This window comes from Bradyrhizobium sp. USDA 4472, assembly GCF_054058595.1.
Genome location: NZ_JBSSAM010000001.1, coordinates 4,511,916 through 4,538,123, shown reverse-complemented (window position 1 = coordinate 4,538,123; position 26,208 = coordinate 4,511,916). Strand labels below are relative to the sequence as shown.

The following is a 26,208-nucleotide window of genomic DNA, read 5'->3' as shown; positions in this document are numbered from 1 at the left end:
TCGCGTCGAACTCGCGGCGTGGGCAAAGGCGCGCGTTAGCGCCGTGCCCTACTGTGCATGAGGTTGTTTTCGCAGTTTTCGTTTCGTCCGCTTCTTGGCCCCCTTCTCCTCCTGCTCCAGCGCCTTGCGCACGTTGTCGAACTCCGCCCGCGAAGCCTTGTCGGCGCGGGGAAAGCGCAGGTCGAGCCCTTCCAGCTCCGCCACGATGACCGAGCCGATCACGACGCGGGCGAACCATTTGTGGTCGGCGGGGACGACATACCAGGGCGCATGGGGCGTCGCCGTGTGGCGCACGATATCCTGATAGACGGCCTGGTAGCGCGGCCATAGGGCGCGCTCCTTGATGTCGTCCATCGAGAATTTCCATTGCTTGGCCGGCTCCTCCAGCCGGTCGAGGAAGCGCTCGCGCTGTTCGTCCTTGGAGAGATTGAGGAAGAATTTCAGCACCAGGGTGCCATTGCGCGCCAGGTAGCGCTCCCAGGCGGAGATGTCCTCGAACCGCTCCTTCCAGATGTTCTTGGTCACGAGCTTCGAGGGCAGCTTCTCATTGGCGAGGATCTCCGGGTGAACGCGCGTCACCAGGCATTCCTCGTAGTGCGAGCGGTTGAAGATGCCGATATGACCGCGCTCGGGCAGCGCCACGACGTGACGCCAGAGGAAATCGTGGTCGAGCTCATTCTTGCTCGGCTGCTTGAAAGCGGTAACCTCGCAACCCTGTGGATTGATGCCCTCGAAGATCGCCTTGATGGCGGAATCCTTGCCGCCTGCGTCCATGGCCTGGAGCACGATCAGCACCGACCAGCGGTCCTGGGCATAGAGCTTCTCCTGAAACGCGATCAGCCGCTTCTTGTTGGCATCCAGAATCTCCTGCCCCTGCTCCTTGTCCAGATCGCCCTTCTCGTCGGTCTTGTAGTCCTTGAGGTGGAACTTGCCAGACCCGTCATGCCGGAATGGCGTGATGTAGCGATCAAGTTCCTGGGCGAGCGATTTGGACGGCTTTTTGCTCATGAGCGCGGGGCACCTTGCGTTGCGGCTTCAATCGGTCAAGCACGCTACCAAGGATGCCCTTCGGAAGGAATATGATGAAAAGCACCAGCACCACGCCATAGACGAGGTTGTCCCAGCCCACCGCCTTGGTGCCGAAGCCGATGCGCAAGGTTTCCGCGAGCAGGATGGTGATGACCGCTCCGACCGTCGGACCGAGCGAGACGAACAAGCCGCCGACGATCGCCGCGAACACCATCTGGAGCGACACCGCGATGCCGGAGACGGTGTCGGGCGTGATGAACATCTGGTACTGGCAATAGACGGCCCCCGCCAGCGCCGTCATGACAGCGCTGATCAGCGTGATCTTGAGTTTCTCCGCGCTGACATTGACACCGGCGGCCGCCGCGGCATCCTCGTCCTCCGAGATCGCCTCGAGCGCATAGCGGCTCATGCTGCGGTCGATCACATGCCAGACGATGATGCCGCTGAACCACACCGCAAGCGCGACCAGATACCAGCTGGTCTTGTCGTCGAATTGCAGCGCCAGGAGCTTGTTGCCGGAGGCGCGGTTCGGCGTGTAGCCGAGCGAGCCGCCGGTATAGTCGCGCGTCGCAGTGATGACCTGGAGCACGATGCCTGACAGCGCGAGCGTCACCAGCACGAAATAGTGCCCCGTGATGCGGAAGCGGAAACAGGGATAGCCGATGATGAGCGCCAGCACGCCGGCCGCGATCATGCTGAGGGGAATTCCGATCCAGGGCGACCAGCCCAGATGATTCCACGACAGCGCGGTGACATAGGCGCCGATTCCCATGAAGCCGCCATGGCCAAGCGAGACCAGACCGAACCGTCCCATCATCGACCACGACGTATAGGCGAACGACCAGATCAGGATCAGCACCAGAATGTGCAGGTGGTAGGGATCGCGGTAGACGAAAGGCAGCGCGACTAGAGCGATCAGTCCTGTCCCCCACGCGACAAGCCGGCCCGTCATCGTCGCCTCGCGAGCAGGCCCGCGGGCCGGATGAACATCATCACGATGAAGAAGGCGAAGGCGAGCACGTAGCCCCATTCCAGATCCGAAAACAGGCCGCCGAGCGAGATGATCTCGGCGAATACGAAGGCGGCGATGAAGCCGCCGATGAAATTGCCCAAGCCTCCGAGCACGCAGATCAGGAAGGTGATCGGCCCAAATGACAGGCCGACGAAGGGGTGCACGTCATATTGCAGCACCAGCAGACAGGCCGCGAGCCCGGCCAGCCCGCCGCCGATCGCGGAGGTGATGAGATAGATGCGCCTGGTGTCGACGCCCATCAGCGCCATGATCTGCCGGTCCTGCGAAATGGCGCGGATCGCGGTGCCGGTGAAGGTGCGCGTCATGAACAGATAGACCGCGACCATGCCGACCAGCGCCGCCAGGAACGACAGAAGGCGTGCGTAGCTGAAATTCATGTCGCCGAAAGCAAGCACCGGCAGGCGGATGCCGAGATTGCGGAAGTCGATACCGAAGGCAATGGTGGCAAAGCTTTGCAGCACGAACAGCACACCGCCGGTTGCGAGCAGCTGGTTGATCGGCGGCGCGGTGAGCAGCGGCGCGATCACGAGGTAGTGCAGCAATGCGCCGAGGATCGCGACCAGCAGGATGGTCAGCGGCGCGGCGATGAAATAGCTGATGCCGTAGTACTGGACCAGGAAATACATTGCGTACATGCCGATCATCACGAGTTCGGCGTAGCAGATCCAGGTCACGTCGATGACGCCGAAAATCAGGTTCAGCCCGAGTGCGAGCAGCGCCAGTACGCCCCCGAGCAGGATGCCGTTGATGACCGCCTCGAGCAGGTAGATGTCGAAAATGTCCAGGAACGCCTGCATAACTGCCTCATACCCCGAGATACGCTTCCTTGACCGTGCTGCTCGCCAGCATCTCGGCCGAGGTGCCAGAGGCGCGGATCGTGCCGGCCTCGATCAGATAGGCCCGGTCGACCACGCGCAGCACCTGCTGCACGTTCTGCTCGACGATCAGCACCGTCAGCCCGCTGGCGCGGATTCGCTTCACGAGCTCGAACACCTGCTGCACCACGACCGGTGCCAGCCCCGCCGAGGGCTCGTCGAGCAGCAGGAGCCTTGGGTTCGACATCAGCGCACGGCCGATCGCGCACATCTGCTGCTCGCCGCCAGACATGGTGCCGGCCATCTGCTGGCGGCGCTCCTTCAGGCGTGGAAACAGGTCGAACACGACCTCGAGCCGCTCGGCATAATGGGCGCGAGCCTGCTTCATGAAGGCGCCCATCTTCAGATTGTCATCGACCGAGAGCTGCGGAAACAGGCGCCGGTTCTCGGGCACATGCGCGATGCCGAGACTGACGATCTTGTGCGGCGGCGTCGCCAGAACATCGACATCCTCCATGGCGATCAGTCCGCGCGAGGGCCGGATCAAGCCGGAGACAACGCGCATCAAGGTGGTCTTGCCGGCGCCGTTCGGGCCGATGACGCCCACGGCCTCGCCGGCCTTCACGTCGAGATCGACGTCGAACAACGCCTGGAAGCTGCCATAGCCGGCGCTGACGCCGCGAAGCTCCAGCATCATTGGCCTCCCGCGCGACGGCGCGCTTCGGCGGCTGCGGCCTGCGTCGTCTCGGCATCGGCGCCGAGATAGACCTCGATGACGCGCGGATCGCCCGCGACCGCGCTCGGCAGGCCTTCCGAGATCTTCTCGCCGTGGTCGAGCACCATGACGCGGTCGACGACCCGCATCAGCACGCCCATGATGTGCTCGACCCAGATGATGGTGATGCCGAGCTCGTCGCGGATGTTACGCAGCATGTCGGCCGCTTGCCCCATCTCGGCCTCGTCGAGACCGCCGAGGCTCTCGTCCGCAAGCAACAGTTTCGGCCCGGTCGCGAGCGCTTTCGCAAGTTCGAGCTTCTTCAATCCGGCTGCGCCCAGGCCGTCCACGCTGGCATGACGATCGCTCGGCAATCCCACCAGCGCGAGCGCGCGCTCGGCCCCTTCCTCGGCCTTGACGCGGCTATGCCGGCCCTGGCCGTAAAATCCGGCGAGCGCGACGTTCTCGAACATGGAGAGGCGGCGAAACGGCCGCGGAATCTGGAAGGTGCGGCCGATGCCGCGGTTGATGATCCGGTGCGGTGCCAGCCCCGCGATCTCCGACCCGTCGAACCGGATCGAGCCTGAGCTTGGCGCCAGCGTGCCCGAAAGCATGTTGAAGATCGTGCTCTTGCCCGAGCCGTTGGGGCCGATCAGGCCCAGGATCTCACCCCGATCGACCTTGAACGACACGTTGTTGACGGCGATGAAGCCGCCAAACCGCTTCACCAGCCCGCTGACCTCCAGCACCGCCGCGCTCCGCTAGCTCGCTCCCTGCAGTTTTTTGTTTTGCTTTTCGCCCATCACATGGGCTGGACCGCGCGATGTCAAGCCTCGCGCTTCAGCGCGGGGCGAACTGCTGCGCGATGAAAGCCGTGACAAATCGGGGCATGGTCGGCATCAGGTCATCCATCCCGCGCACGAGATGGATGGCCGAGAGCTCCGGCTCGTCCTGCCGGGCCAGATTGGCCTCGATCCGCGCGCGAACCGCCTCAGCCGGCATATCCAGGTTGAGGATCCGTATCATTGCAAGTGCTCTGCCGGTGACGACGCAGTGCCAGTCCGGCTCCGCCGAATAATCGGCGGGGCCGAGGCCGGTCTCCTCCTCGATCTCGCGGACGACGCTGCCGGGAATGTCGAGCCTGCCGTCCGTGACGTCGTCGAGATCGGGCGTCCCCGACGCAAAGTAAATGCGCCCGGGATTGGCGGTATGGCGAGCCATCTCGCCCATCACGAAGGCGCCGTCGGACGTGCGCAGCGCCCCCATGCCGAACCCGTTGAAGACAGCCGTATCGGGGAAGCCCCAATCGCGCCAGGCAAGGAAGCTCGCGAAGTCAGTCTCGAAATAGGTCGCGGCGAGATGACCGTCGGCGAAGACGGGATCGCGGCCGAGCAGGACTCGGCCATTCCAGAGTTTCGGCCGCTCGCGCCGCTGCTCGGCGAAATGCGCTTCGATCTCGGCGCGCCGCTGCTCGGCAAACGGCCAGACGACAGGACGTACGGCAAGATCAAGCGTCGTGACACGATGAATGGTCGATGAGGTCATGACGCTGCTTACCGCGAGATCGCGTCAGCTATTTGGCACTGCCCGTGGTCTTCTTGGCCTGGTCGACGAACTTGTTGGTAAAGGTCTTGCTCACGTCGATCTTGGCATTGGCCACCTCGGGCGAACCAACGCTGAACACCGCGAGCACGGCGTCGGCGCCCTTCGGATCCATCTTGCCGGTCTCGGAGAACATCGGGATCGTGTTCTTCAGCGCCGCGAGATAGAGGTCCTTGTTCTTGCCGACCATCTCCTCCGGCATCTTGGCCATGATCTCTTCGGCCGAATGTGCGTGGATCCAGGCAATCGTGGCCAGCATCGCATTGGTCAGCGCCTGCGTTTCCTTGTCATGCCCCGCAATCCACGCCGCGGTCGAGTACAGCGCACCGCCGGGATATTCGCCGCCGAACGTCTCGAGCGTGTCCTTTTGCGTACGGGTATCGCTGAGAATGCGCAGATCCTTGTGGCTGCCCTGGAGCACCGTGACGGAGGGATCGAGCATCACCGCAGCGTCGATCTGCCCCTGCTCCATCGCAGCCACCGCGGTGGCGCCGAGGCCAACGCCGATCACGGCAGTGCCCGCGGGATCAAGCCCGTTCTTCTTCAGGAGATATTTCAGGAAGAAGTCGGTGGAGGAGCCGGGTGCGCTGACGCCGACTTTCTTGCCGGCGAGGTCCTTGACCGACTTGATGTCGCCCGTGTGCGAGGGCGCGACCACCAGCACGAGCCCGGGATAGCGGTCATAGACCACGAAGGCCTGCAACTCCTGCTTCTTCGCGGCGAGGTTCACGCAATGGTCGAAATAGCCGGAAACCACATCGGCGCTGCCGCCGAGCACGGCCTTGAGCGCGTCCGAGCCGCCCTTGAGATCGACCAGATCGACATTGAGACCGGCCTTCTCGTATTCGCCGAGTTGCTTGGCCAGCACCGTCGGCAGATAGCAGAGGCAGGCGCCGCCACCGACCGCGATGGTCACCTTGCTTTGCGCTGCGGCAAAAGAGGTGGTGAGCGTCAGCGCGAGCAGCGCGCCGGCGAGCCTGGCAATCGTGTTCTTCATTGGTTTCCTCCGTTCGGCTGGCGGCACCATAGAGCAGCGGGACTGGCTTGAGAAGGACCGCTAAGTGCACTGGCCATCAGCCTTTTGGCGCAATAGCATGCGCCCGCAACAACAATCTCTGACGGGGAGAATAGTCCATGAATCGCTTGACTGCCGGGCTGTCGATCACTGCCGCCTTCGTCGCCGGATGCGGCGCAACGCATTTGCTGCGGCCGGCGCTCGCCGCGGAAAGCATCACCGCGCAGATCATCCATACCGGCGAGATGGAAGGCGATGCGCTCGGTCCCGCCAACCAGGTCGGCTATCGCTCCAAGACCTTCATGACCGCCGACGGCGCCACCGTCTCGATCCAGGTCGGCAACGTGCCGAAGCACCTGCATCCCAACACCAACGAGATCCAGTACATCCTCGACGGCACCGGGACGATCTGGCTCGGCGACAAGGAAGTGACGGTGAAGCCGGGCGACCTCGTCATCATTCCGAAGGGCACTGCGCATGGCGGCACCAAGCCGATCAGCGGCCAGGTCAAGGCGATAGCGATCAAGACGCCGCCCCAGGCGCCCGACGACGTCAAGCTGCTGGATTGAGGGGTCGCGACGTGGCTCGCGCCAATGCGGGCCTTTTTTTGCCGCTAGCCCCGCCCATCCACGGTCGGCCGCCACACCAGCAGCCTCCGCTCCACCAACGTCACTCCAATATCGATCAGGATGACGAAAGCCGACAGCACGAACATGCCGGCGAATACGCCGGCAACGTCGAACACGCCCTCGGCCTGCTGGATGAGATAGCCGAGGCCTGCGGCTGATCCCAGATACTCGCCGACGACGGCGCCGACCACGGCGAAGCCGACCGAGGTATGCAGCGAGGAGAACATCCATGACAGCGCCGACGGCCAATAGACATGCCGCATCAGCTGCCCCTCGCTCATGCCGAGCATGCGGCCATTGTCGAGCACCGTGCGGCTGACCTCCTTGACGCCCTGATAGACGTTGAAGAATACGATGAAGAACACCAGCGTCACGCCGAGCGCGACCTTGGACCAGATGCCGAGCCCGAGCCACAGCGCAAAGATCGGTGCCAGCACGACGCGCGGAAGCGCGTTGGCCATCTTCACGTAGGGATCGAACACGGCGGCAACGAGCGGCTGTCGCGCAAACCAGAAGCCGATCAGCACGCCGCCAACCGAGCCGATCACGAAGGCGAGGATGGATTCCCACAGCGTGATTGCCAGATGCTTCCAGATCACTCCGGTCGCGAACCACTTCGCGATCTGGCTGAACACATCGACCGGATTGGAGAAGAAGAACGGCGGCAGCAGGACCCTTCCAAAGACCGGGACGCTCGAAAAGAACTGCCACAGCGCGATGCAGACGACCGCGACCAGGACTTGCAGTGCAAGCAGCGTGACGCGCGACATCAGATCGCCTCCGTCGCTTGGGCAGATTGCGCGTAGCCCTTCATTACCTCGTCCTTGAGCACGCTCCAGATCTCGCGATGCAGCGCATGGAATTCCTTGTCCATCCGCACCTCGAAGATGTCGCGCGGGCGCGGCAGCATGACGCGCCAGTCGCCGATGATGCGCGAGGACGGGCCGGCCGACATGATCACGACCCGATCGGCGAGCGCGATAGCCTCTTCGAGATCATGGGTCACGAACAGCACCGCCTTGCGGTCGGCATTCCAGAGGTCGAGCAGCAGATTGCCCATCACCTGGCGCGTCTGCGCATCGAGCGGCCCGAACGGCTCGTCCATCAGCAGGATCTTGGGGTCGCGGATCAGGACCTGTGCCAGGGCCACGCGCTTGCGCTGACCGCCGGAGAGCATATGCGGATAGCGGCCCGCAAAGGCGCCCAGGCCCACGGACGTCAGCCATTTCTGTGCCTGGGGCAGCGCCTCTGCGCGCGGCGTTCCCCTGATCTCGAGCCCGATCGCGACATTGTCGAGCGCGGTCTTCCAGGGGAACAGCGCGTCGGCCTGGAACAGATAGCCGGCGTCCCGGTTCAGCCCAGCGAGCGGCCGGTCGAAGATCGTGGCACTGCCCGCAGCCGGCTTGAGCAGGCCGGCTGCGACGTTGAGCAGCGTGGATTTTCCGCAGCCGGTCGGACCGACGATGGCGACGAACTCGCCCTGCGCGACCGTCAGATGGGCCTTCTCCACCGCGGTGTAGACCCGCCCGTCCCCCAGCCGGAACGCGACCTTGGCATCTTCCAGCGCCACCGCCATGGGCGTTGTCATGTGTTTCCTCCAAACTTGGCTCGATGCCTTAGCCGCTCGCGCGGCCAAGTTCAATCAAGGCGCCAAGCGTGCTACGCATGGGTCTCGACCACCACCCTCCCCGGAGGGCAAGCGAGCTGAGTGCACGTCGGATGCCGTCCAGACCGATGATTGGCTACACGCGCGTCACCAAGAGCTTCGGGCCCCTCAGGGCCGTCGACGCTTTGTCGCTCGACATCGCCGAGGGCGAGTTTCTGGCCATCGTCGGGCGGTCGGGCTCGGGCAAGACGACGCTGCTGCGTCTCGCCAACCGGCTGATCGAGGCCGATGGCGGCTCCATCACCGTCGAGGGCGAGGACGTCCGGAACATCGATCCGGTCGCGCTGCGGCGCCGGATCGGCTACGTCTTTCAGAGCGGCGGGCTGTTTCCGCATTTGAGCGTCGCGGACAATATCGGGATCACCCCAAAGCTGCTCGGCGCGCCCGCAGCCGAGATCGCGGCCCGGGTCGACGAACTGATCGAGCTCGTACAACTCGAGCGCGCCGCCCATCGTGACCGGCTTCCGGAAGCGCTTTCCGGCGGGCAGCGCCAGCGCGTCGGCGTGGCGCGGGCGCTGGCAGCCAGGCCGCGCATCGTGCTGATGGACGAACCGTTCGGCGCGCTCGATCCCCTGACGCGCGATGCACTTGGCGAGGATTTTCGTGAACTGCATCGCAAGCTCGGCCTGACCACAGTGATGATCACGCACGACATGACGGAAGCGATCCTGCTCGCGGATCGCATTGCGGTGATGCGCGGCGGCAAGCTGCTGGCGCAGGGCACGCCCGCTGAACTGTCCGACAGCAGCGATGCCTATGTGCTGGAGCTGCTGCGCACGCCGCGGCGCCAGGTGGAACGGCTGAATGCACTGCTGCCGCAAGGCGGTGCGGCATGAGCCTTTTCACCGATCCGCGCTGGGGCGAGGCGCTGTCGCATTTGCCCGACTATCTCGGCAATCATGTGCGGGTGAGTCTCGCCGCACTTGCGCTCGGCCTGATCGTCAGCCTGCCGCTCGCAATCGTCACACGCAACCGCCCGGCGCCGCGCGCCATTCTGCTGGCGCTCGCCAGCATCGTGCAGACCGTGCCGGGACTGGCGCTGCTCGCGCTGTTCTATCCGCTGCTGCTGGCGGCCGCCTCGGTGACGCTTGCCTGGCTTGGTGTCTCGTTCTCCGCGTTCGGCTTCCTGCCGGCGATGCTGGCTCTGGCCCTCTATTCGATGCTGCCGGTGCTGCGCAACGGCATCACCGGGCTCAACGGCATCGACCCCGCGCTGATCGAGGCCGCCAAGGGTGTCGGCATGACGGCGCGGCAGTCGCTCCTGATGGTCGAGCTGCCGCTGGCGCTGCCGGTGATGATGGCCGGAATCCGCACCGCTGCCGTGTGGGTGATCGGCACCGCGACGTTGTCGACGCCGATCGGACAGACCAGCCTCGGCAATTACATTTTTGCAGGGCTTCAGACTCAGAACTGGGTATTCGTGCTGTTCGGCTGTTTGGCCTCGGCTCTGCTCGCGCTCGCCGTCGATCAGCTGCTCGGCCTGATCGAGAGTGGTCTGCGCCAGCGGCGTCGTCTGCGCACGATATTTGGCGCTGCAGGGATCGCAGCGCTGGTTGCGGCGACGCTGGTGCCGGCGATGGGACGTTCATCGTCCGGCTATGTCGTCGGCGCAAAAACCTTTGCCGAGCAATATGTGCTCTCGGCCCTGCTCAGGGACCGCCTCCAGGCGGCGGGTCTTTCCGCCACCGCGCGATCGGGGCTCGGCTCCAGCGTGATCTTCGGGGCACTGAAGGCCGGCGATATCGATCTCTATGTCGACTATTCCGGCACGCTCTGGGCCAACCAGCTGCACCGCACCGACATCAAGCCGCGCGCGGAGCTGGTCGCAGATCTGAAGACGGCGCTCGCGAAAGACAACATCACGCTGCTCGGCGAGCTCGGTTTCGAGAATGCCTACGCGTTGGTGATGCCGAAAAAGCGCGCCGACGCGCTCGGCATCCATACCATTGCCGACCTCGCCGCGCACACCTCGACGATGTCGATCGCCGGCGACTACGAGTTCTTCTCGCGGCCCGAATGGGCGGCGCTACAGAAGGCCTACGGTCTTCAGTTCAGCGCACAGCGCCAGATGCAGCCGGACTTCATGTATGCGGCGGCCGCCAGCGGCGAGGTCGACGTGATCGCCGGCTACACCAGCGACGGCCTGATCGCGAAATACGATCTGGTGGCGCTCGATGATCCCAAGCAGGCGATCCCGCCCTATGACGCCATCCTGCTGCTGGCACCGAAGCGCGCCGGCGACGAGCGGCTCAAGGCGGCGCTGAGCCCGCTGCTCGGCAAGATCGACATCACCACCATGCGCGAGGCCAATTTGCGCGCCAGCGGCAACGACGCGAACTCGTCCCCCGATGCGGTGGCGAAGTGGCTGTGGGAGAAGGTCGGCCGACCGTAGATCGGATTGAGGGGGTGGCCGCAGGGGACTCCAGCCACCCCCTCCTGCCCATCTCTGGAGGATGAGACGGGCAAAGCATGATCAATTCACGCCCTCACCTCCTGCCGCTGGAACAGCACATAGCTGAACGCGAACAAAATGATGGTGCCGGCTATGAGGCCTACGGTCTGCGGCCATGCAATCATGATGCTCTCGCCGAAGGGCAGCGGCGCGCCCATCACGGCCCCACGGAGCTGATCGAGGAATACCGGCCCCAGCGTGCGGGTCGTCGGCGACAGCACAGCCAGCATCGCTTCCCCGAACAGGTCGTTCGGCGACAGCCGGAGCAGCTCCTGCATCCAGACCGCGGTGGCCGGATCGTTCAGGCCGAGCAGCGCGTAGCGCGGATCGACCGGCGCGATCGCTTGCGCCAGGGCTGGGGCCAACATCGGCCAGAGCACCGTCAGGAACAGCCAGATGCCCAGCGCGACCAGCGCCGCAGTGGCAGCCGACCGGAACACGGTGGACAGCAGCATCGCCAGCGACAACCATACGCCGGCGTAGAAGATCGCCACGATCAGGAACACCGCAGACCGCGCGATCTCCTCGCCTCCCGGCGGCACGCCGAGGAAGATCAGTCCGAGCCCGATCACCAGCAGCCACAAGGCGGCCAGACTGATCCCGATCGTGGCGAGTGCGGCCAGGAATTTACCCGTCAGCAGCGCGTCGCGATAGATCGGCTGTGCCAAGATACGCGACATCGTTCGCCTGTTGTGCTCGCTATTGACGGCGTCAAAACCGAGCCCGATCGCCATCAATGGAATGAGAAAGCCGAGGATCGCGACAAAGGACGGCAAGGGCGCCTGGTCGATCGTGAACAATCGCAGCAGGAGGAACGGATCTTCGGCCGTGTTCTGCCGGAGGCTGCTGATCGCTTCGTAGAGCGCGGCGAGCGCCGTGGAGAGGATCAGCAGTTCCAGCACCAGCATTCGGCTGCTGGCGACGTGATCGGAGAGCTCCTTGATGAAGACCGTCGACAATCCCCGAAACGGTGATCCTTCACGCCGCATGACGAACGTCTCCCGCGGACTGGTCCTGGAAATAGCGTGCGTAGATCGTTTCGAGGCTCGGTTCGTCGACCGACAATCGTCGCAACGCCCCGTCGCCCGCAACCACGGCGCGGGCCGCATCCGGACGCACGTCACGCTCGGCCGTCATGCGGTAACGGTCGGCAGCAAGGGTCTCTACCTGGGTCACGCCCGGGATCATCGCCAGCCGCCGGGCGATGCCCGGTCCCTCGGCCTCGACTTCCACGACGAAACCGGCTCCGAGCACCTTGACGGCGAGTTCCGGCACCGTCCCCATCAGCACGATGCGGCCGTTCCGGAATAGCGCAACGCGGTCACAGACGCGCTGGACCTGGTCGAGCATGTGAGATGACAGCAGCACGGTGACGCCCTCGGCTTTCAGCTCGCCGATCAATCCGAGGAATTCCTGCGTCGCTTGCGGATCAAGCCCGGACGTCGGCTCGTCGAGGATTGCGATCTCGGCGCGCTTCATGATGATCTCGGCCAGCCCCAGCCGCTGCCGCATGCCGCGCGAGTACGTTGCCACGCGTTTCTCGGCGACCTCGGCCAGACCAACGCGGGCAAGCGCGGCCTCAATCCGCGCTGCCCGCTCGGCGCGGGCAAGGCCCATGAGCTTTGCCGTGTAGGCCAGGTTTTCGACAGCGGTAAGCTGATCGTAGAAGCCGACGGCATCGGGCAGATAGCCGACCCGCTGCTTGACCTTCAGCGGCTCGCGCGCCGGATTGAAGCCGAGCACGCTGACCTCGCCCGACGATATCTCGGTGAGGCCCAGCATCATCAGGATGGTGGTGGTCTTGCCGGCGCCGTTCGGGCCGAGCAGGCCGAACACCTCACCGCGGGCGATGCCGAAGTCGATGGAATCGACGGCGACCGATTTTCCATAACGCCTGATGAGGCCACGTGCCCTGATGACGGGGTCGTGGGGCCGGCTGTCGGGTTCGGTTTGTAGCTCGCTCATCGCCGTCCGAACCTCGCAACTGCACCAAGCATCAACAACAGCGCGACGCCGATGACGCCGGCGCCGGCCACGCCCCACACCGTCGACGTGGCGACGGTGATGCGGAACTGGCTCGAGGCGCTTTCGCCACGCGTGGTGGCGCGGATGGTGGTCTGGTAGTCACCGGCCAGCGACTTGTCGCTGGGCGTAACCAGCGCCTGCACCTCACTGTCTTTCCCGGGCACGAGACGCTCGATCGTGGCCGGCTCGAACGTCACCTTCCATCCGTTCGGCGCAGTGCCCGCCAGCGCGATGTTCTCGGCCGGTGCCGTACCGGTGTTGGTCACGACGACCGGGATCGAGCTTTGCTTGCCCGCAACGGCGCGTGCGCTCAAGAGGCCGTCGCGGCCGGATATCTGCAGCTGCGGCTCGCCGACGACGTCGAGCGCGAGCTCGGTCGAGGCGGAAGCATCCTCCGCCTTGACGGTGACCTTCACCGGAAAATGGCCGGCATCCAGCGTGGTTGGCGGACGCACCTTCAGCTTGACGTCCTTGGACTGGCCGGCGTCGATCGGGATCGAGGACAGCTCCTGCGTGCCATAGGCTTCCGTGAACGAGGTCTCGAAATTGGCCGGCGCTTCGGCGGCGAAGCTGGCGACGAGATTTCGGCCCGAGTCGTTCTTGATCGAGAGCGTGTAGTCGAAATTGGATTTGGGGCTGCCACGCAGGGACGGCAGGTTCGCCTTCACGGTGAGCTTCGCCGGCAGTTCCTTGGCGAGCGACACGGCGATGGGAAGCTCTGCGCTGCTGCCCTGTCCCTCGGCCTTCACCGTGAGCGTATGCGTGCTAAGATCGCTGCCGGCAGGAACATCGAGCCTGAGCTGGAGCGCGACGCTGCCGTCCGGCGCCGGCATCGCTGCGCCGACGGGCTGGCCACCGCCAAGCAGCGTTGCAGTCCAGCCGCTTGGCACGTTCGCGACCGAAAGCTGGTAGCGCTGCGGCGACAGATCGTAGTTTTGCAGACGCAGGGAGATGTTGCTGGTGGTGCCGGGACGCACGGTGACCGCCGGATAGTCGGTCATGAGATAGAGGCCCTTGATGTCATGCGTCGGTTCGGCCGCATGGGCGACCGGGCTGAACAGCATGAGGGCAAATGCAAGACGCGCGACGTCAAGCGCTCGCATGGACGATACTCCTGCAAGGAAAGGGTGACCCAGAGATTGCAACACGCCGACTGAAAAGATCGTGGCGGCGGCGTTTCGGATGATGGGCGCAATCGTGACAAAGTTTGGGACGCGAGGCACCGCACCAATTACAAGTCGGTGATCTCAAGCCTTTTCAGCTCAGACTTTAGTTTTAAAACACGATCCCGCGTCAGAAGATTAATACATCGTAATGCGATATGTTGTCGTCGCTCCTGGACGACGCGAAGGCGGATGCTAGAGCCCGTGGATCATCCCGGCATCGATCAGCAGCCGGTTCAGCCGGCGCGCCTCGGCCCCGTCCTTGCAGCCGTAGAAGATGCCTTTGCAGCGGAGCATGATCCGTTTCTGCTCGGCGAAGGACGGGTCGAGCGGGATGCCAGCGGCTTCCTGGATGACCAGCGGCAGATAAGCACCGTCGATCGTCTCCATCACGGTGTCGCTTTTCACCGGCTCGAAATTGATGGCGTCGATCGCGTAATAGGTCGCGTAGAGGCGTGGATCGTAAGCGTCGAGCATCTTGCCGATCGCGCCTTCGTCGAGCCCGGGCTCGAGGATGCCGGGCGCGAACTCGGGCTGGTGATCGCCATAGCGAACGATCAGGAAGGGCTCGCCGGGAAACGTTTTCTTCAGGCCCGCGAGGAAGGCCTTGTATTGCTCGGCGCTCATGGCCTGACGGCGCAGATATTCGTCGATGGACGGCTCGTTGCCCGGTGCCCGCCAACCCGGCAGCAGATCGGGGCGGAAGCGCGTCTCCCATGGAAAATGATTGGCGCCAAGATAGACGAAGGCGAACAGCGGCTTGTTCGGCGTCCGCTCGCCCATCAGCCGCAGCGCCTTGTCGTAGAAGAAGCTGTCGGGCTCGACGTCCTTGGCACCGAGATCCTTTGCGTCGAAGACACGCTCGACGCCGGTTGTCATCTGAAAGCTGCGCGCGCCCATGAAGCCACCATAGGCAGGATAGAGCGACATGGTCTCGTAGCCGCAGCGGCGTAGGCTGAGCGGCAGGCCGCGCTCGACGCGGCCGGACGCAATGCGGGTGACGAAATAGGCGAAGCGGCCGAACGAACGCGAGGAGAGGCCGGCGAGCACGTTGTATTCGGTGAACCAGCTCGGGCCGCCATTGCTCTCGGCCAGGAAGGTGCGCGCCTTGCCGTCCCAGGATTTGAAATGGCTGCCGTAACCCGGCGGCGCCTTGATGCCATCAGCGGCGCGGATGTCGAAACTCGATTCATCATGGATCATGATGATGTTGGGCCGGCGACCGGCCGGATGGCAGGCGTCGACCAGAGGAATGTTGAGCCGCTCGTCGGTCGACGCAGCCGACTCCATAAAGCCGTACTGAACGAAATCGGAAACCGCGGTGACGCCCGAGCGGAAGAACTTCGAGAGATAGCCGTCGTCGTAATAGCCGCGCCAGGCTTCATCGGGATGATAGACGGAATAGAATACCAGTCCGGCGAGGCAGGCGAGCATGGATGCGAGCGCCGGCAGGCGGCGTATACGGAACGGATCGAGCCACCACAGCGCATACATCAGCGGCAGCGTGACGAAGCCGGCACCGATCACCGACCAGCGCAGGTTCGGGAAAATCGTGAACAGGAACGCGACCGTGTCGCGGTCGATCATCATCAGATCGATGAAGTTCACCGTCATCTGGACGACGTCGTGCTTGAGCCGCGACAGCAGCACCAGCACCACGACCATGGTCAGCGACAGCGCGCCCGACGGCGCCGGCCGGCGCAACAGCGTGATCCAGGAGAAGTTGAGGATGCCCCAGGCAAGCAGGAAGGAGAGACGCGAGCCGAAATCGGTCTCGGTCTCGTACATCAGCGCGAGCGCAGCGAAATGCGGCGCAGCCACCGCAAGCAGCCGCCAGAGGCCGAGCGCGGCAACGCTCGCCAGGACGGCAGTGGTGGCGGAAGGACCTGGATTGGGCGCGGACGCCATCGACGGCACGCTGAACTTTAAGTCCGGCGCGGTGATGCAGAGCCGCCTGGCCGGTCTCAATACGGCCCGGACGTCCGGCGCAGCCGGCTGCACCGTGTCATAAAACTGTAATGGAACGGGCACGGGCAGGCAACGCGATCCAGCATCCGACCTTCGCTTAGTGTTAGCGGGCGGCGAAGAGCCGCGCCCGGCTGCCCTCTAGGACTTCGCGATCCCGGCAATGAACAGGTCGATCACCCCTTCCGCCATCCGCTCGATCTCGCCCTCCCCCACGCCCCAGCGCGGAAAATGGCCGTCGAGATTCATGCGGGCGAACCCATAGATCAGGGCGCGACCGGCGATCAGGATGCGCTTGAGGTCGGTCGATCGCAGCAGGCCCTGCGCGGCCGCCTCAGCCAGCATCCGCTCGGTCAGCACGACGAGCTCGGCATTGTCCCGGGTCAGCTCGGCCGAGCTGCCATGGGCAAAATATCGGCCGGTGGAGATGATCTCGAAATGCGCCGGGTTGCGCATGGCCCATCGCACATAGGCGAGGCCAAAGGCGCGGAAACGCGCCAGCGGGCCGGCGGGGCGAGCATCAGCCAGCGTGGCCTCGATCTCGGCGCGAAAGCGCCGCTGCGCCTCCTCGGCCACCGCAGCCATCAAGGCATCGCGATTGGGAAAGTGCCGGAACGGTGCACCGGGCGACACCGCGGCCCGACGCGCGGCCTCGCGCACCGACACCTCGGCGCCTTCGGCCGCCAGTTGCAACGCAGCATCGATCAGCACACGGCGGAGGTCGCCGTGATGATAGGGCCGAGCTTCGGACGCCCGGTGGCGGGCGCGGGGTTTTGGGGTCTGACGGGCGGGCATAACGCCTTCTAGCATCACCCGAACGTGAGTATAAGCAGCGATTACATCATTGACGGGGGCTTGTCCGGGAATGTAATCACCGATTACATGCTGAAGGAGACGACCATGTCCCGACGTCAAAGCTGGTTCGAAGGCTGGCGGGTGCTCGCCGCGCTCGCGCTGACCTTGATCGCCTTAAGCGTCTGGATTGCCTCGATGCGTCGGTTCGAGGTCGACGGCGTTCGCATGGTGATCCGCTTCACGGCCCGGAGCTCGCTGCTGCTCTTTTGCCTCGCCTTCAGTGCCTCGGCGCTGGCGAGGCTCTGGCCCAACGCCTGGACGCGCTGGCAGCGCCGCAACCGCCGCTATCTCGGCTTGAGCTTTGCAGCCTCCCACGCCATTCATGCCGTCGCCATCGTCGTATTCGCGAAGATGGATCCGGCGGGTTTTGTGGCGGCGACCTCACCGGCTTCCTACGTCTTTGGCGGAATCGGCTATGCTGCGATCCTCGCGATGAGCATGACTTCGTTCGACCGCACCGCCGCGATGATCGGACCGCGCACCTGGCGCACGCTGCACCTCGTGGGCGGTTACTATCTCTGGTTCCAGTTCATGGTGTCGTTCGGCAAGCGCGTGCCGGCGATGCCCGCTTACGCGGCGTTCCTCATTCCGCTGCTCGCGGTGATGACGTTGCGGATGATCGCAATGGCCGCCCACCCACGCGGACGGACGGCCGAAGCGGGTTGAACGTCGATCAGCCCTGCGGCAACAGGCCGAGCCGCTTGGCGAAAATGCGGTCGACCGTTCGGCCACGGGTCCGCGCCGAGCAGCGGCCCGAAGAATGTAGGGGGAGGCCGCGCCACGGCAATGGCACGCGTTTCTCAAGCCGCGCGCAACGATAGGCGCTGCAAGAAGGCGCATCCGGTGTCCGTTCTTAAGATGAAGGGGTGCGCGAACGTCGCGACAGGCGATTGACTGCGGGATGAGAGCGCGGATGAAGAGCCGAGTCCTAGACTCTGAGGACACAGTACTTTTGGCGATCGCCAATTTTGAAAAAAGCCTGAGAAACGACGCGAACCCAAGAATGTGGTTTAAGCGTCAGTTCTTGGTGCTCAATGAGCACTTCAACTTCACGAAGAATTTGAATGAAGCAGCAATGCTTCGCGCAAGATGAAAAGAGCGAGACCGCGATCAGCGATCTCGCCCAGATATAATCGCGAAGATTTAAGATTTGGTTCGGCGAGAAGCTTTGTGTTTGTTTTTCGCTCCCGCGTCCCGAACGTAGCGCGTCGCTGACGCTACGCCCAGAGATTGCCACTTAGTTCTTCGACTTGTCGACCAGCGCGCCCTTCTTGATCCAGGGCATCATGTCGCGAAGTTTCGCGCCGACTTCCTCGATCGGGTGTGCGGCGAGCTTGGCGCGGGTCGCCTTGAACGAGGTCTGGTTGACCTTGTTCTCGAGCATCCAGTCGCGGGCGAACTTGCCGCCCTGGATGTCGGCGAGAACGCGCTTCATCTCGGCCTTGGTCTCCGCGGTGACGATGCGCGGGCCGGTGACGTACTCGCCATACTCGGCGGTGTTGGAGATCGAGTAGTTCATGTTGGCGATGCCGCCTTCATAGATCAGGTCGACGATCAGCTTCACTTCGTGCAGGCACTCGAAATACGCCATTTCCGGCGCGTAGCCGGCTTCGACCAGGGTCTCGTAGCCGGCCTTGATCAGTTCGACCAGGCCGCCGCAGAGAACGACCTGCTCGCCGAACAGATCGGTCTCGCACTCTTCCTTGAAGGTGGTCTCGATGATGCCGGCGCGGCCACCGCCGACAGCGGAGGCGTAGGACAGGCCGAGGTCATGGGCATTGCCCGAGACGTCCTTGGCGATCGCAATCAGGCAGGGCACGCCGCCGCCGCGCTGATATTCTGAACGCACGGTGTGGCCGGGGCCTTTCGGCGCGATCATCAGCACGTCGAGGTCGGGGCGCGGATCGAGCAGGTTGAAGTGGACGTTGAGGCCGTGCGCGAACACCAGCGCAGCGCCCTTCTTCATGTTGTCGTGCAGGTGGTCGCGGTAGATGTCGCCCTGGAGCTCGTCCGGGGTGAGCATCATGACGAGGTCGGCCCATTTGGCGGCTTCGGCGACTTCCATCACCTTGAAGCCTGCGGCTTCCGCCTTCTTCACCGAGCTCGAGTCCTTGCGCAGCGCGATCGCCACTTCCTTGACGCCGGAGTCCTTCAGGTTGAGCGCATGGGCGTGGCCCTGGCTGCCATAGCCGACGATGGCGACCTTCTTCCCCTTGATCAGGTTCAGGTCCGCGTCGCGATCGTAATAAACACGCATAGTCGTTTCCTCGTTGAGGGCCGGAAATCGGCCGATGGTCAGTGTCCGAAGGGTGAAATTTGCGGATTTCGGGGGCTGTCTAGAGCATTTCGGCCCCTGAGGGAAACCCGTTTCTGCATGGAAATCCGCGACATCATGCATCCATGAAAACGGGGTAGAGGGAGGCGAGCAGCAGGAGCGCCATCAGGATATTGAAGGCGCGGACCAGCCGCTCCGAGGTGAGCACCGGCCGTAGCGCGGTGCCGAAGCACGCCCAGACCACGGTCGAGACCGTGCCGACCAGGAGACTGATCAGGGTCTGGATCGCGATGTTGACTGGAAACCGGGCAATGGCCGCATAGGCGGTGATGGTGCCGATCACGATCACCCAGCCCTTGGCATTGATCCACTGGAACATGGCCGCGCCCCAGAAGGTCATCGGGCCGCGGCCGTCAACCTCGCCGGGCTTGGTCGGGCCGGAGAAGGCGATCACCGCAGCGAGGTAAATCAGGTAAGCGGCGCCGGCATATTTCAGGATGGTCTGCAGGACCGGGTAGGCCAGAAACACGGTGCCGAGCCCGAGCCCCACCGCGGCGATCATGAAGGCAAAGCCGAGGACGATGCCGACGATATGCGGAATGGTGCGCCGGAAGCCATAGGTCAGCCCGGAGGACAACAGCATGATGTTGTTCGGCCCGGGGGTGAAATACATCACCACCATGAAGGCGAGGAACGCATAGAAGAGCGAGTTGGCCATATTCACCTCACGCCGTCTTCAGGATTTGCGGACGCTTCGCCAGCACCATCAGCGCAATGCCGCCGATGACGGTCAGCATGCCGGCGAGACGCAACGGCCCGAACCGCTCGCCAAACACGATGCTGGACGCCGCAGAACCGACGAACGGCACGAGCAGTGCAAACGGCACGACCTGCGCAGCAGGATAGTCACGCAATAGCCGCCCCCACAGCCAATAGGCGATGCTGGTCGAGACCGCGCCGATCGCCAGCAGGCAGATGAGGCCGGTCAGCGACATGTGGATCAGCGACTGGAAAGTCGGCGCTGGTCCGTCGACCACGAGCGCGAGCACGGACAGCGGCATGGCGGTCGCCAGGCAAAGCCAGGCGAAAAGGTCGAACATCGGCACACCGCGGGCACCGCGCAGCAGGATGTTGCCGATCGCAAAACTGACCGGTGAGATCATCAGCACGGCGAAGGCGCTGACGCTGAAGTCATAACCAACGGTGCCGCAAATCATCAGAAGGCCGGCCGCGGCAATGGCGATGCCCAGCGTCTGCACCGGCGTCGGCCGCTCGCCGAACGCAATCGCGGCAAGACCGATCGTGAACAAGGCCTGGCTCTGCACGACGACCGAGGTCAAGCCGACCGGTACGCCGTGGGCGATGCCATAGGCTTGGCTCAGGAACTGGCCGAGGAACAGCGTAGAGCTGATCGCGATCAGGCGCGGCCAGGCGATCTTCGGCTTGGGAACGAACAGGCACGGCAGTGCGGCAATCGAGAAGCGCATCGCCGTCATCAGCTCCGGCGAAAACTCGTAGAGCGCGATCCGGCTCGCCACGAAGGCAAGCCCCCAGATGATCGCCACCAAGAGGGCGATGAGGATGTCAGCCGGCTTCATTGTTGTTTTCCGGTTCTGCCCTGTCGTGCAGCCCTGCTTGTTCTTCTCGTCTAGCCTTGCTCGCCGGCTTTCGGTTTGCGCAAGAGATATGTGCCGTGCATCGGTGCGTGATAATCGGCCGAGACCAGCGTGAAGCCGACATCGGTCAGCATTCGCTCCATCACCCAGCCGAAAGTGGAATATTCGTCGCGCATATGCGTCACCACGCTGGCGCGCGAGAAATCGTGGTTCTTGATCTGGTAGTCGGCCCATTGCTCGACGTCACGCTCGATCGCGTCGGGCATCGAGGCATAAACGATGTCGCGCAGGTAGAAGCTCGCACCCGGCTTCAGCGCACGCAAGATCCGCGACATCGCCACGACCTTCCAGAAGTCGGGCAGATGATGCAGCGTGAACTCGCTGACGATCAAATCGTAGGATTCCGGGCGGTAGGCAAAGCTGAGCAGGCCGGCGGACTGCGTGCGCACGGGCGCCTTGCGGTCGCGCGCATAGATCTCGGCAAGCGCGAGCATCGCCGGTGAAATGTCGATCGCGTCGACCTCGGCCCCCATCAGCGCGGCTTCAGCGGCGAGCACGCCATTGCCGCAGCCGATATCGGCGACACGCCAGCCGCGCTGGACTCCCAACATTTTCAGTGCGGCGCGCGCCCGCAGATCGGCATCGTCGTGGGCGTCGTAGATCGACGCCACCGCGGGCTCGATGCCCATCCGGTTCCGCTCGTTATAGTACCAGTCGCGCGCCAGCATGATTCACATCCCTTCAGGCCCGCGACCGATCGCGGCGACGCCGGTGCGCGACACCTCGACAAGGCCGAGCGGGCGCATCAGGTCGATAAACTGGTTGATCTTGTCCGTATTGCCTGTGATTTCGAACACAAAGCTCTCAGTGGTGGCATCGATCACCCGCGCACGGAAGGCGTCCGCCAGCCGCAGCGCCTCGACGCGATGCTCGCCCTGTCCGCGCACCTTCACCATCGCTAGTTCGCGCTCGATCGAGCGGCGGGTCTGCGTCATGTCGACGACCTGGTAGACCGGGATCATGCGGTCGAGCTGATGCTTGATCTGCGCGATCACCATCGGCGTTCCGGTGGTGACGATGGTGATGCGCGACAGATGCTTCTGCGCTTCGGTCTCGGAGACCGTGAGGCTCTCGATGTTGTAGCCGCGCCCCGAGAACAGGCCGATGACGCGCGCGAGCACGCCCGGCTCGTTCTGCACGAGCACCGCAAGGGTGTGCGTCTCGTTCGGATCGTGGCGCTCTTCGATGAAATAGGCGGATGCCGGCTGGTTCATGATCGTCCCCTCAAAATCCTATCGTACTCACACCAGCGCCTTGCCGCCGGCGAACGCCTTTGCGGTCGCCTCGTCGTTGGCCTGCTCGGGCAGCAGCATCTCGTTGTGCGCCTTGCCGGAGGGGATCATGGGGAAGCAGTTTTCCAGGGCAGCGACACGGCAGTCGAACAGCACCGGACGCTTGACCGAGATCATCTCCTTGATCGCGCCATCGAGATCAGAGGGCCTGGAGACCTGGAGACCGACGCCGCCATAGGCTTCCGCGAGCTTGACGAAATCAGGCAGGGCCTCGGAGTAAGAATGCGACAGCCGGTTGCCGTGGAGCAATTGCTGCCACTGCCGCACCATGCCCATGTACTGGTTGTTCAGGATGAAGATCTTGATCGGCAGCTCGTACTGAACCGCCGTCGACATCTCCTGCATCGTCATCTGCACCGAGGCATCGCCCGCGATGTCGATGACGAGACTATCCGGATGCGCGACCTGCACGCCGATCGCAGCGGGCAGGCCGTAGCCCATGGTGCCGAGGCCGCCCGACGTCATCCAGCGGTGCGGCTCCTCGAAGCCGTAGAACTGCGCCGCCCACATCTGGTGCTGGCCGACCTCGGTCGTGATGTAGGTGTCCTTGCCACGCGTGGCCTCGAACAGGCTCTGGATCGCGTGCTGCGGCAGGATGACGTCGTTGCTCTTCTTGTAATAGAGCGAGTTGCGGGCGCGCCACTGCGCGATCTGCTGCCACCAGCTCTTGATGTCGGGCTTCTTCGCCTCGGCCTTGAACACCTGGAGGATGTCGCCAAGGATGTTGCCGCAATCACCGATGATCGGCACATCGACACGGATGTTCTTGTTGATCGAGGACGGGTCGATGTCGATGTGGATCTTCTTCGAGTTCGGCGAGAACGCATCGACCCGGCCGGTGATGCGATCGTCGAAGCGCGCGCCGACGCACAGCATGACGTCGCAATCATGCATGGTCATGTTGGCTTCGTAGGTGCCGTGCATGCCGAGCATGCCGAGCCAGTTCTTGCCCGACGCAGGGTAGGCACCCAGGCCCATCAGGGTTGACGTGATCGGGAAACCGGTGACCTCGACCAGCTCGCGCAGCAGCTTGGTGGCTTCGGGACCGGAATTGATGACGCCGCCGCCGCTGTAGATCACCGGGCGTTTGGCGCCGGCCAGCAGCGCCACGGCCTTGCGTATCTGCGTCGCATCGCCCTTCACGCGCGGCGCGTAGGAGCGGTGCACATCGGACTTGCGCGGCGGATGGTAGGTGCCGGTGGCGAACTGCACGTCCTTGGGAACGTCGACCAGCACCGGGCCCGGACGGCCCGTGGTCGCCACATAGAACGCCTCGTGCAGCACCTTCGCGAGGTCGTTGACGTCGCGGACCAGCCAATTGTGCTTGGTGCAGGGACGTGTGATGCCGACGGTGTCGCATTCCTGGAAGGCGTCATTGCCGATCAGATGCGTCGGCACCTGGCCGGAGATGCAGACCAGAGGGATCGAATCCATCAGCGCATCGGTCAGCGGCGTCACCATGTTGGTGGCGCCGGGGCCCGAGGTCACCAGCGCAACACCGGGCCTGCCGGTCGAGCGGGCATAGCCTTCCGCAGCATGCCCGGCGCCCTGCTCGTGACGGACCAGGATGTGCTGGACTTCGCTCTGCTGGAAGATCTCGTCATAGATCGGAAGCACCGCGCCGCCGGGATAGCCGAAAATGTCGGTCACGCCGTGATCGATGAGCGCGCGGACGATCATCGCGGCGCCCGTCATCTGGTTCGGATCGTGGCTCTTGTCGCTCATTGGCTTGCTCCGGATGCGCTGACGTCAGCGGCTTCGTTCGTGTCGGTTTCGGGAAATAAAAAAGGCCCCGAAGAGGGACCCTGCACACCGCCTGTCGTGTGGATGGCAGCTAGCCACCCCCGGCGGTGTGCCTGGGTACGACGGCAATAAGGAGTTTGGTAATAATGTTACGCATGGCGGCCGCTCAGCTTCGCAAAGGTTGCGCGAAACATAACGACCAAAGCCTCGATGTCAAGGCAAACCGGCCGCTTCCGCGCGATTTTGGCAGTGTAGCGGCGTTCCCAGGGTTCGGCGAGAGGTAAAATCGGGAACCCAAGGCACAAAAGCGTGTCACGGGCCGCCGGCCCCGCCGGCGGCGGCCGCCAGCCAGCCCCCCGCCTCCACCGGCTTCACCCACTCGAATTCCGGCAGCTGATGCCTGAACCAGGTGAATTGGCGCTTGGCGTAGTGGCGGGTGTCGGCCCGGCCCATCGCAGCGGCTTCCTCGAGGCCAAGCTCACCGCGCAGATATCGGATCAGGGCCGGCACGCCGTGGGCCTTCATCGCCGGCAGCAGCCGGTCGAGCCCGCGGGCGCCCAACTGCTCGACCTCTTCAAGAGCACCGGCGCCCAGCATGGCGCCGAAGCGGGCGTCGATGCGGGCATAGAGCTCGTCGCGTTCGGGCGCGAGGAATACGGCGCGAAAGCTGTCCTTCGGCAACAGCGGCGGCTGGCCGTCGTGGTGCCAGTCGAGCAAGGAGCGGCCGGTTGCCTCGACCACTTCGAGCGCGCGCGCGATCCTGGCGCGATCGCGCAGATTCAATCGCTCGGCTGCGCGCGGATCGCGGCGCGCAAGTTCCGCGTGCAAGGCCTCGACGCCGTTCCGCTCCAGCCGCGCGCGCACATTCTCGCGCACCTCGCCAGGGATCGGCGGAACGACCGAGAGCCCTGCGGTCAGTGCCTTGAAATAGAGCCCGGTGCCGCCAACGAAGATCGGCAGGCGGCCCTCCGCCCTTGCCCGTTCCAGAACAGTCGCGGCATCAGCCACCCAGGCGCCGGCCGAGAAATTCACGGCTGCATCGACATGGCCGTAAAGGCAATGCGGAACGCGCGCCTGCTCGTCCTCAGTGGGGCGCGCAGTGATGATGCGGAGGTCGCGATAGACCTGCATGGAATCGGCATTGATCACGACCCCGCCCACGTTCAGCGCAAGCTCCAGCGCCAGCGCCGACTTGCCGCTGGCGGTCGGGCCTGCGATAAGCACGGCCTTGCTCGAATGCCTCTCGCTCACGAAAACCTCAAATGTCGCTCGTCGCCACGCTGATCTGCAACCCCGCCAATCCCGCCCTCGACTCCACCATCGTCGACGGTGTCCGCGCCGTGCTGCCCAACGCCGTGCCGGCCCATTGGCTGTTCGACGGCGTTGCGGTCGACATTCCCTTCGGCGCCGACAGTAACCTCGAAGGCGATCGCCATGCCATCGAAGAGCGGCTGCGCGAGCTTCGCGGCGATCTGCCCATCGACATCGTGGTGCAGCCTGTCGGCTTCCGGCGCAAGAAGCTTTTTCTCGCCGACATGGATTCCACCATGATCGGGCAGGAATGCATCGACGAGCTCGCCGATCTCGTCGGTATGAAGGCCCATGTCGCCGCCATCACGGAACGCGCAATGAGGGGCGAGATCGAGTTCGAGCCGGCGCTGCGCGAGCGCGTCGCGCTGCTGAAGGGTCTCCCCGCCAATGTCGTCGACCAAGTTCTGGCCAAGCGTATCACGCTGACCCCCGGCGGCCGCGAGCTGGTCGCCACCATGCGCGCCAACGGCGCCTATACCTGCCTCGTCTCCGGCGGCTTCACCTTGTTCACGAGCGCAGTCGCCGCCAAGATCGGCTTCCAGGAGAACCGCGCCAACGAGCTCGTCGTGCGCGACGGCAAGTTCACCGGCGAAGTGAAGGAGCCGATCCTGGGTCGCGCGGCCAAGCTCGCGACGCTGGTTGATCTGATGGAATCGTTCGATCTCGACGACATCGACTCGGTCGTGGTCGGCGATGGCGCCAATGATCTGGCGATGATCCAGGCAGCGGGACTGGGCGTGGCGTACCATGCGAAGCCAGCCGTTGCAGCGGCAGCCGCGGCACGGATCGATCACGGCGATCTCACCGCGCTGCTCTATGCGCAGGGGTATCGGCGGGACGAGTTCGTGGAAAGCTGATGCCGAACCACCGGCATGCCCGGGCTTGTCCCGGGCATCCACGATTGGGGCTATCCACGCGACAAAGACGTGGATGGCCGGGACAAGGCC

At 64.2% G+C, this 26,208-nt stretch carries 26 protein-coding genes; 5 read left to right on the top strand and 21 right to left on the bottom strand.

Going from position 1 to position 26,208, the window contains the following annotated elements; translation table 11 throughout:
• Positions 1 to 48: 48 nt before the first annotated feature.
• The 7 genes from ACVWZ4_RS21065 to ACVWZ4_RS21035 all read right to left on the bottom strand — a co-directional run bounded on the left by ACVWZ4_RS21065 (position 49) and on the right by ACVWZ4_RS21035 (position 6,191).
• Complete coding sequence (locus ACVWZ4_RS21065) at positions 49 to 1,008, bottom strand: polyphosphate kinase 2 family protein (RefSeq protein ID WP_456741088.1); 960 nt, start codon at positions 1,006 to 1,008, stop codon at positions 49 to 51.
• Positions 968 to 1,981: a branched-chain amino acid ABC transporter permease gene (locus ACVWZ4_RS21060; protein ID WP_456698943.1), complete on the bottom strand. Its 1,014-nt coding sequence runs from the start codon at positions 1,979 to 1,981 to the stop codon at positions 968 to 970. Before ACVWZ4_RS21060 ends, ACVWZ4_RS21065 begins: the two co-directional genes overlap by 41 nt.
• Positions 1,978 to 2,859, bottom strand: coding sequence for a branched-chain amino acid ABC transporter permease (locus ACVWZ4_RS21055; RefSeq protein WP_456698944.1), 882 nt, complete (start codon positions 2,857 to 2,859; stop codon positions 1,978 to 1,980). The genes ACVWZ4_RS21060 and ACVWZ4_RS21055 overlap by 4 nt, the downstream gene beginning before the upstream one ends.
• 7 nt (positions 2,860 to 2,866) lie before the next feature.
• Positions 2,867 to 3,571, bottom strand: a complete 705-nt coding sequence (locus tag ACVWZ4_RS21050) for an ABC transporter ATP-binding protein (RefSeq protein WP_456742245.1) — start codon at positions 3,569 to 3,571, stop codon at positions 2,867 to 2,869.
• On the bottom strand, positions 3,571 to 4,341 hold the full coding sequence (locus ACVWZ4_RS21045; RefSeq protein ID WP_456741087.1) for an ABC transporter ATP-binding protein: 771 nt from the start codon (positions 4,339 to 4,341) through the stop codon (positions 3,571 to 3,573). The genes ACVWZ4_RS21050 and ACVWZ4_RS21045 overlap by 1 nt, the downstream gene beginning before the upstream one ends.
• A gap of 91 nt (positions 4,342 to 4,432) precedes the next feature.
• The gene (locus ACVWZ4_RS21040) at positions 4,433 to 5,137 is read right to left on the bottom strand and encodes an NUDIX hydrolase (RefSeq protein WP_456741086.1); all 705 of its coding nucleotides are present in this window, start codon (positions 5,135 to 5,137) and stop codon (positions 4,433 to 4,435) included.
• A gap of 28 nt (positions 5,138 to 5,165) precedes the next feature.
• Complete coding sequence (locus ACVWZ4_RS21035; RefSeq protein WP_456698948.1) at positions 5,166 to 6,191, bottom strand: ABC transporter substrate-binding protein; 1,026 nt, start codon at positions 6,189 to 6,191, stop codon at positions 5,166 to 5,168.
• 137 nt (positions 6,192 to 6,328) lie between these two features.
• Here ACVWZ4_RS21035 and ACVWZ4_RS21030 point away from each other — a divergent pair, with 137 nt between their 5' ends.
• Positions 6,329 to 6,778, top strand: a complete 450-nt coding sequence (locus ACVWZ4_RS21030; RefSeq protein WP_456698949.1) for a cupin domain-containing protein — start codon at positions 6,329 to 6,331, stop codon at positions 6,776 to 6,778.
• Between the two features lie 44 nt (positions 6,779 to 6,822).
• Here the strand turns inward: ACVWZ4_RS21030 and ACVWZ4_RS21025 are convergent, their stop codons facing one another.
• Both ACVWZ4_RS21025 and ACVWZ4_RS21020 read right to left on the bottom strand, forming a co-directional pair.
• A complete protein-coding gene (locus ACVWZ4_RS21025; protein ID WP_456741085.1) occupies positions 6,823 to 7,608 on the bottom strand; it encodes an ABC transporter permease in 786 nt (261 codons plus the stop codon).
• Positions 7,608 to 8,426 carry an ABC transporter ATP-binding protein gene (locus ACVWZ4_RS21020; protein WP_456741084.1) on the bottom strand — a complete coding sequence of 273 codons (819 nt, stop codon included), beginning with the start codon at positions 8,424 to 8,426 and terminating at the stop codon, positions 7,608 to 7,610. Before ACVWZ4_RS21020 ends, ACVWZ4_RS21025 begins: the two co-directional genes overlap by 1 nt.
• Before the next feature lie 131 nt (positions 8,427 to 8,557).
• On the opposite strand from ACVWZ4_RS21020, the gene ACVWZ4_RS21015 reads away from it, so the two are divergent.
• A complete protein-coding gene (locus ACVWZ4_RS21015; protein WP_456698952.1) occupies positions 8,558 to 9,340 on the top strand; it encodes an ATP-binding cassette domain-containing protein in 783 nt (260 codons plus the stop codon).
• Complete coding sequence (locus tag ACVWZ4_RS21010) at positions 9,337 to 10,896, top strand: ABC transporter permease/substrate-binding protein (RefSeq protein ID WP_456698953.1); 1,560 nt, start codon at positions 9,337 to 9,339, stop codon at positions 10,894 to 10,896. Before ACVWZ4_RS21015 ends, ACVWZ4_RS21010 begins: the two co-directional genes overlap by 4 nt.
• Before the next feature lie 86 nt (positions 10,897 to 10,982).
• Here ACVWZ4_RS21010 and ACVWZ4_RS21005 read toward each other — a convergent pair whose 3' ends face one another.
• The 5 genes from ACVWZ4_RS21005 to ACVWZ4_RS20985 all read right to left on the bottom strand — a co-directional run bounded on the left by ACVWZ4_RS21005 (position 10,983) and on the right by ACVWZ4_RS20985 (position 16,820).
• On the bottom strand, positions 10,983 to 11,945 hold the full coding sequence (locus ACVWZ4_RS21005; RefSeq protein ID WP_456698954.1) for an ABC transporter permease: 963 nt from the start codon (positions 11,943 to 11,945) through the stop codon (positions 10,983 to 10,985).
• Positions 11,935 to 12,921, bottom strand: a complete 987-nt coding sequence (locus tag ACVWZ4_RS21000) for an ABC transporter ATP-binding protein (RefSeq protein ID WP_456741083.1) — start codon at positions 12,919 to 12,921, stop codon at positions 11,935 to 11,937. Before ACVWZ4_RS21000 ends, ACVWZ4_RS21005 begins: the two co-directional genes overlap by 11 nt.
• Entirely contained in the window at positions 12,918 to 14,084 is a 1,167-nt protein-coding gene (locus tag ACVWZ4_RS20995; RefSeq protein ID WP_456698956.1) for a COG1470 family protein, read from the bottom strand. Before ACVWZ4_RS20995 ends, ACVWZ4_RS21000 begins: the two co-directional genes overlap by 4 nt.
• A gap of 255 nt (positions 14,085 to 14,339) precedes the next feature.
• On the bottom strand, positions 14,340 to 16,052 hold the full coding sequence (locus ACVWZ4_RS20990; RefSeq protein WP_456742244.1) for a sulfatase-like hydrolase/transferase: 1,713 nt from the start codon (positions 16,050 to 16,052) through the stop codon (positions 14,340 to 14,342).
• A 198-nt stretch (positions 16,053 to 16,250) separates the two neighbouring features.
• On the bottom strand, positions 16,251 to 16,820 hold the full coding sequence (locus ACVWZ4_RS20985) for a TetR/AcrR family transcriptional regulator (protein WP_456698957.1): 570 nt from the start codon (positions 16,818 to 16,820) through the stop codon (positions 16,251 to 16,253).
• Between the two features lie 189 nt (positions 16,821 to 17,009).
• Between ACVWZ4_RS20985 and ACVWZ4_RS20980 the strand changes: the two genes are divergently transcribed.
• Entirely contained in the window at positions 17,010 to 17,630 is a 621-nt protein-coding gene (locus ACVWZ4_RS20980) for a hypothetical protein (RefSeq protein WP_456741082.1), read from the top strand.
• Between the two features lie 571 nt (positions 17,631 to 18,201).
• Here ACVWZ4_RS20980 and ilvC read toward each other — a convergent pair.
• The 7 genes from ilvC to miaA all read right to left on the bottom strand — a co-directional run bounded on the left by ilvC (position 18,202) and on the right by miaA (position 25,201).
• Positions 18,202 to 19,221: a ketol-acid reductoisomerase gene (ilvC, locus tag ACVWZ4_RS20975; RefSeq protein WP_456698959.1), complete on the bottom strand. Its 1,020-nt coding sequence runs from the start codon at positions 19,219 to 19,221 to the stop codon at positions 18,202 to 18,204.
• Between the two features lie 133 nt (positions 19,222 to 19,354).
• Positions 19,355 to 19,957, bottom strand: coding sequence for a LysE family translocator (locus tag ACVWZ4_RS20970; RefSeq protein WP_456698960.1), 603 nt, complete (start codon positions 19,955 to 19,957; stop codon positions 19,355 to 19,357).
• Positions 19,958 to 19,964: 7 nt separating this feature from the next.
• Complete coding sequence (locus ACVWZ4_RS20965) at positions 19,965 to 20,837, bottom strand: EamA family transporter (protein WP_456741081.1); 873 nt, start codon at positions 20,835 to 20,837, stop codon at positions 19,965 to 19,967.
• A 50-nt stretch (positions 20,838 to 20,887) separates the two neighbouring features.
• The gene (locus ACVWZ4_RS20960) at positions 20,888 to 21,583 is read right to left on the bottom strand and encodes a class I SAM-dependent methyltransferase (protein ID WP_456698962.1); all 696 of its coding nucleotides are present in this window, start codon (positions 21,581 to 21,583) and stop codon (positions 20,888 to 20,890) included.
• A 3-nt stretch (positions 21,584 to 21,586) separates the two neighbouring features.
• Positions 21,587 to 22,129, bottom strand: coding sequence for an acetolactate synthase small subunit (ilvN, locus tag ACVWZ4_RS20955; RefSeq protein ID WP_298885075.1), 543 nt, complete (start codon positions 22,127 to 22,129; stop codon positions 21,587 to 21,589).
• Positions 22,130 to 22,156: 27 nt separating this feature from the next.
• Positions 22,157 to 23,932, bottom strand: a complete 1,776-nt coding sequence (locus ACVWZ4_RS20950) for an acetolactate synthase 3 large subunit (RefSeq protein ID WP_456741080.1) — start codon at positions 23,930 to 23,932, stop codon at positions 22,157 to 22,159.
• A gap of 330 nt (positions 23,933 to 24,262) precedes the next feature.
• A complete protein-coding gene (gene miaA / locus ACVWZ4_RS20945; protein WP_456790320.1) occupies positions 24,263 to 25,201 on the bottom strand; it encodes a tRNA (adenosine(37)-N6)-dimethylallyltransferase MiaA in 939 nt (312 codons plus the stop codon).
• A gap of 11 nt (positions 25,202 to 25,212) precedes the next feature.
• Between miaA and serB the strand changes: the two genes are divergently transcribed.
• On the top strand, positions 25,213 to 26,118 hold the full coding sequence (gene serB, locus ACVWZ4_RS20940; RefSeq protein WP_456741078.1) for a phosphoserine phosphatase SerB: 906 nt from the start codon (positions 25,213 to 25,215) through the stop codon (positions 26,116 to 26,118).
• Positions 26,119 to 26,208 lie beyond the last annotated feature (90 nt).

Bases quoted from the DNA above. Each gene is read 5' to 3' on its own strand.
- ACVWZ4_RS21065 (WP_456741088.1), bottom strand. From the start codon at position 1,008: ATGAGCAAAAAGCCGTCCAAATCGCTCGCCCAGGAACTTGATCGCTAC.
- ACVWZ4_RS21060 (WP_456698943.1), bottom strand. From the start codon at position 1,981: ATGACGGGCCGGCTTGTCGCGTGGGGGACAGGACTGATCGCTCTAGTC.
- ACVWZ4_RS21055 (WP_456698944.1), bottom strand. From the start codon at position 2,859: ATGCAGGCGTTCCTGGACATTTTCGACATCTACCTGCTCGAGGCGGTC.
- ACVWZ4_RS21050 (WP_456742245.1), bottom strand. From the start codon at position 3,571: ATGCTGGAGCTTCGCGGCGTCAGCGCCGGCTATGGCAGCTTCCAGGCG.
- ACVWZ4_RS21040 (WP_456741086.1), bottom strand. From the start codon at position 5,137: ATGACCTCATCGACCATTCATCGTGTCACGACGCTTGATCTTGCCGTA.
- ACVWZ4_RS21035 (WP_456698948.1), bottom strand. From the start codon at position 6,191: ATGAAGAACACGATTGCCAGGCTCGCCGGCGCGCTGCTCGCGCTGACG.
- ACVWZ4_RS21030 (WP_456698949.1), top strand. From the start codon at position 6,329: ATGAATCGCTTGACTGCCGGGCTGTCGATCACTGCCGCCTTCGTCGCC.
- ACVWZ4_RS21025 (WP_456741085.1), bottom strand. From the start codon at position 7,608: ATGTCGCGCGTCACGCTGCTTGCACTGCAAGTCCTGGTCGCGGTCGTC.
- ACVWZ4_RS21020 (WP_456741084.1), bottom strand. From the start codon at position 8,426: ATGACAACGCCCATGGCGGTGGCGCTGGAAGATGCCAAGGTCGCGTTC.
- ACVWZ4_RS21015 (WP_456698952.1), top strand. From the start codon at position 8,558: ATGCCGTCCAGACCGATGATTGGCTACACGCGCGTCACCAAGAGCTTC.
- ACVWZ4_RS21010 (WP_456698953.1), top strand. From the start codon at position 9,337: ATGAGCCTTTTCACCGATCCGCGCTGGGGCGAGGCGCTGTCGCATTTG.
- ACVWZ4_RS21005 (WP_456698954.1), bottom strand. From the start codon at position 11,945: ATGCGGCGTGAAGGATCACCGTTTCGGGGATTGTCGACGGTCTTCATC.
- ACVWZ4_RS21000 (WP_456741083.1), bottom strand. From the start codon at position 12,921: ATGAGCGAGCTACAAACCGAACCCGACAGCCGGCCCCACGACCCCGTC.
- ACVWZ4_RS20995 (WP_456698956.1), bottom strand. From the start codon at position 14,084: ATGCGAGCGCTTGACGTCGCGCGTCTTGCATTTGCCCTCATGCTGTTC.
- ACVWZ4_RS20990 (WP_456742244.1), bottom strand. From the start codon at position 16,052: ATGGCGTCCGCGCCCAATCCAGGTCCTTCCGCCACCACTGCCGTCCTG.
- ACVWZ4_RS20980 (WP_456741082.1), top strand. From the start codon at position 17,010: ATGTCCCGACGTCAAAGCTGGTTCGAAGGCTGGCGGGTGCTCGCCGCG.
- ilvC (WP_456698959.1), bottom strand. From the start codon at position 19,221: ATGCGTGTTTATTACGATCGCGACGCGGACCTGAACCTGATCAAGGGG.
- ACVWZ4_RS20970 (WP_456698960.1), bottom strand. From the start codon at position 19,957: ATGGCCAACTCGCTCTTCTATGCGTTCCTCGCCTTCATGGTGGTGATG.
- ACVWZ4_RS20965 (WP_456741081.1), bottom strand. From the start codon at position 20,837: ATGAAGCCGGCTGACATCCTCATCGCCCTCTTGGTGGCGATCATCTGG.
- ACVWZ4_RS20960 (WP_456698962.1), bottom strand. From the start codon at position 21,583: ATGCTGGCGCGCGACTGGTACTATAACGAGCGGAACCGGATGGGCATC.
- ilvN (WP_298885075.1), bottom strand. From the start codon at position 22,129: ATGAACCAGCCGGCATCCGCCTATTTCATCGAAGAGCGCCACGATCCG.
- ACVWZ4_RS20950 (WP_456741080.1), bottom strand. From the start codon at position 23,932: ATGAGCGACAAGAGCCACGATCCGAACCAGATGACGGGCGCCGCGATG.
- serB (WP_456741078.1), top strand. From the start codon at position 25,213: ATGTCGCTCGTCGCCACGCTGATCTGCAACCCCGCCAATCCCGCCCTC.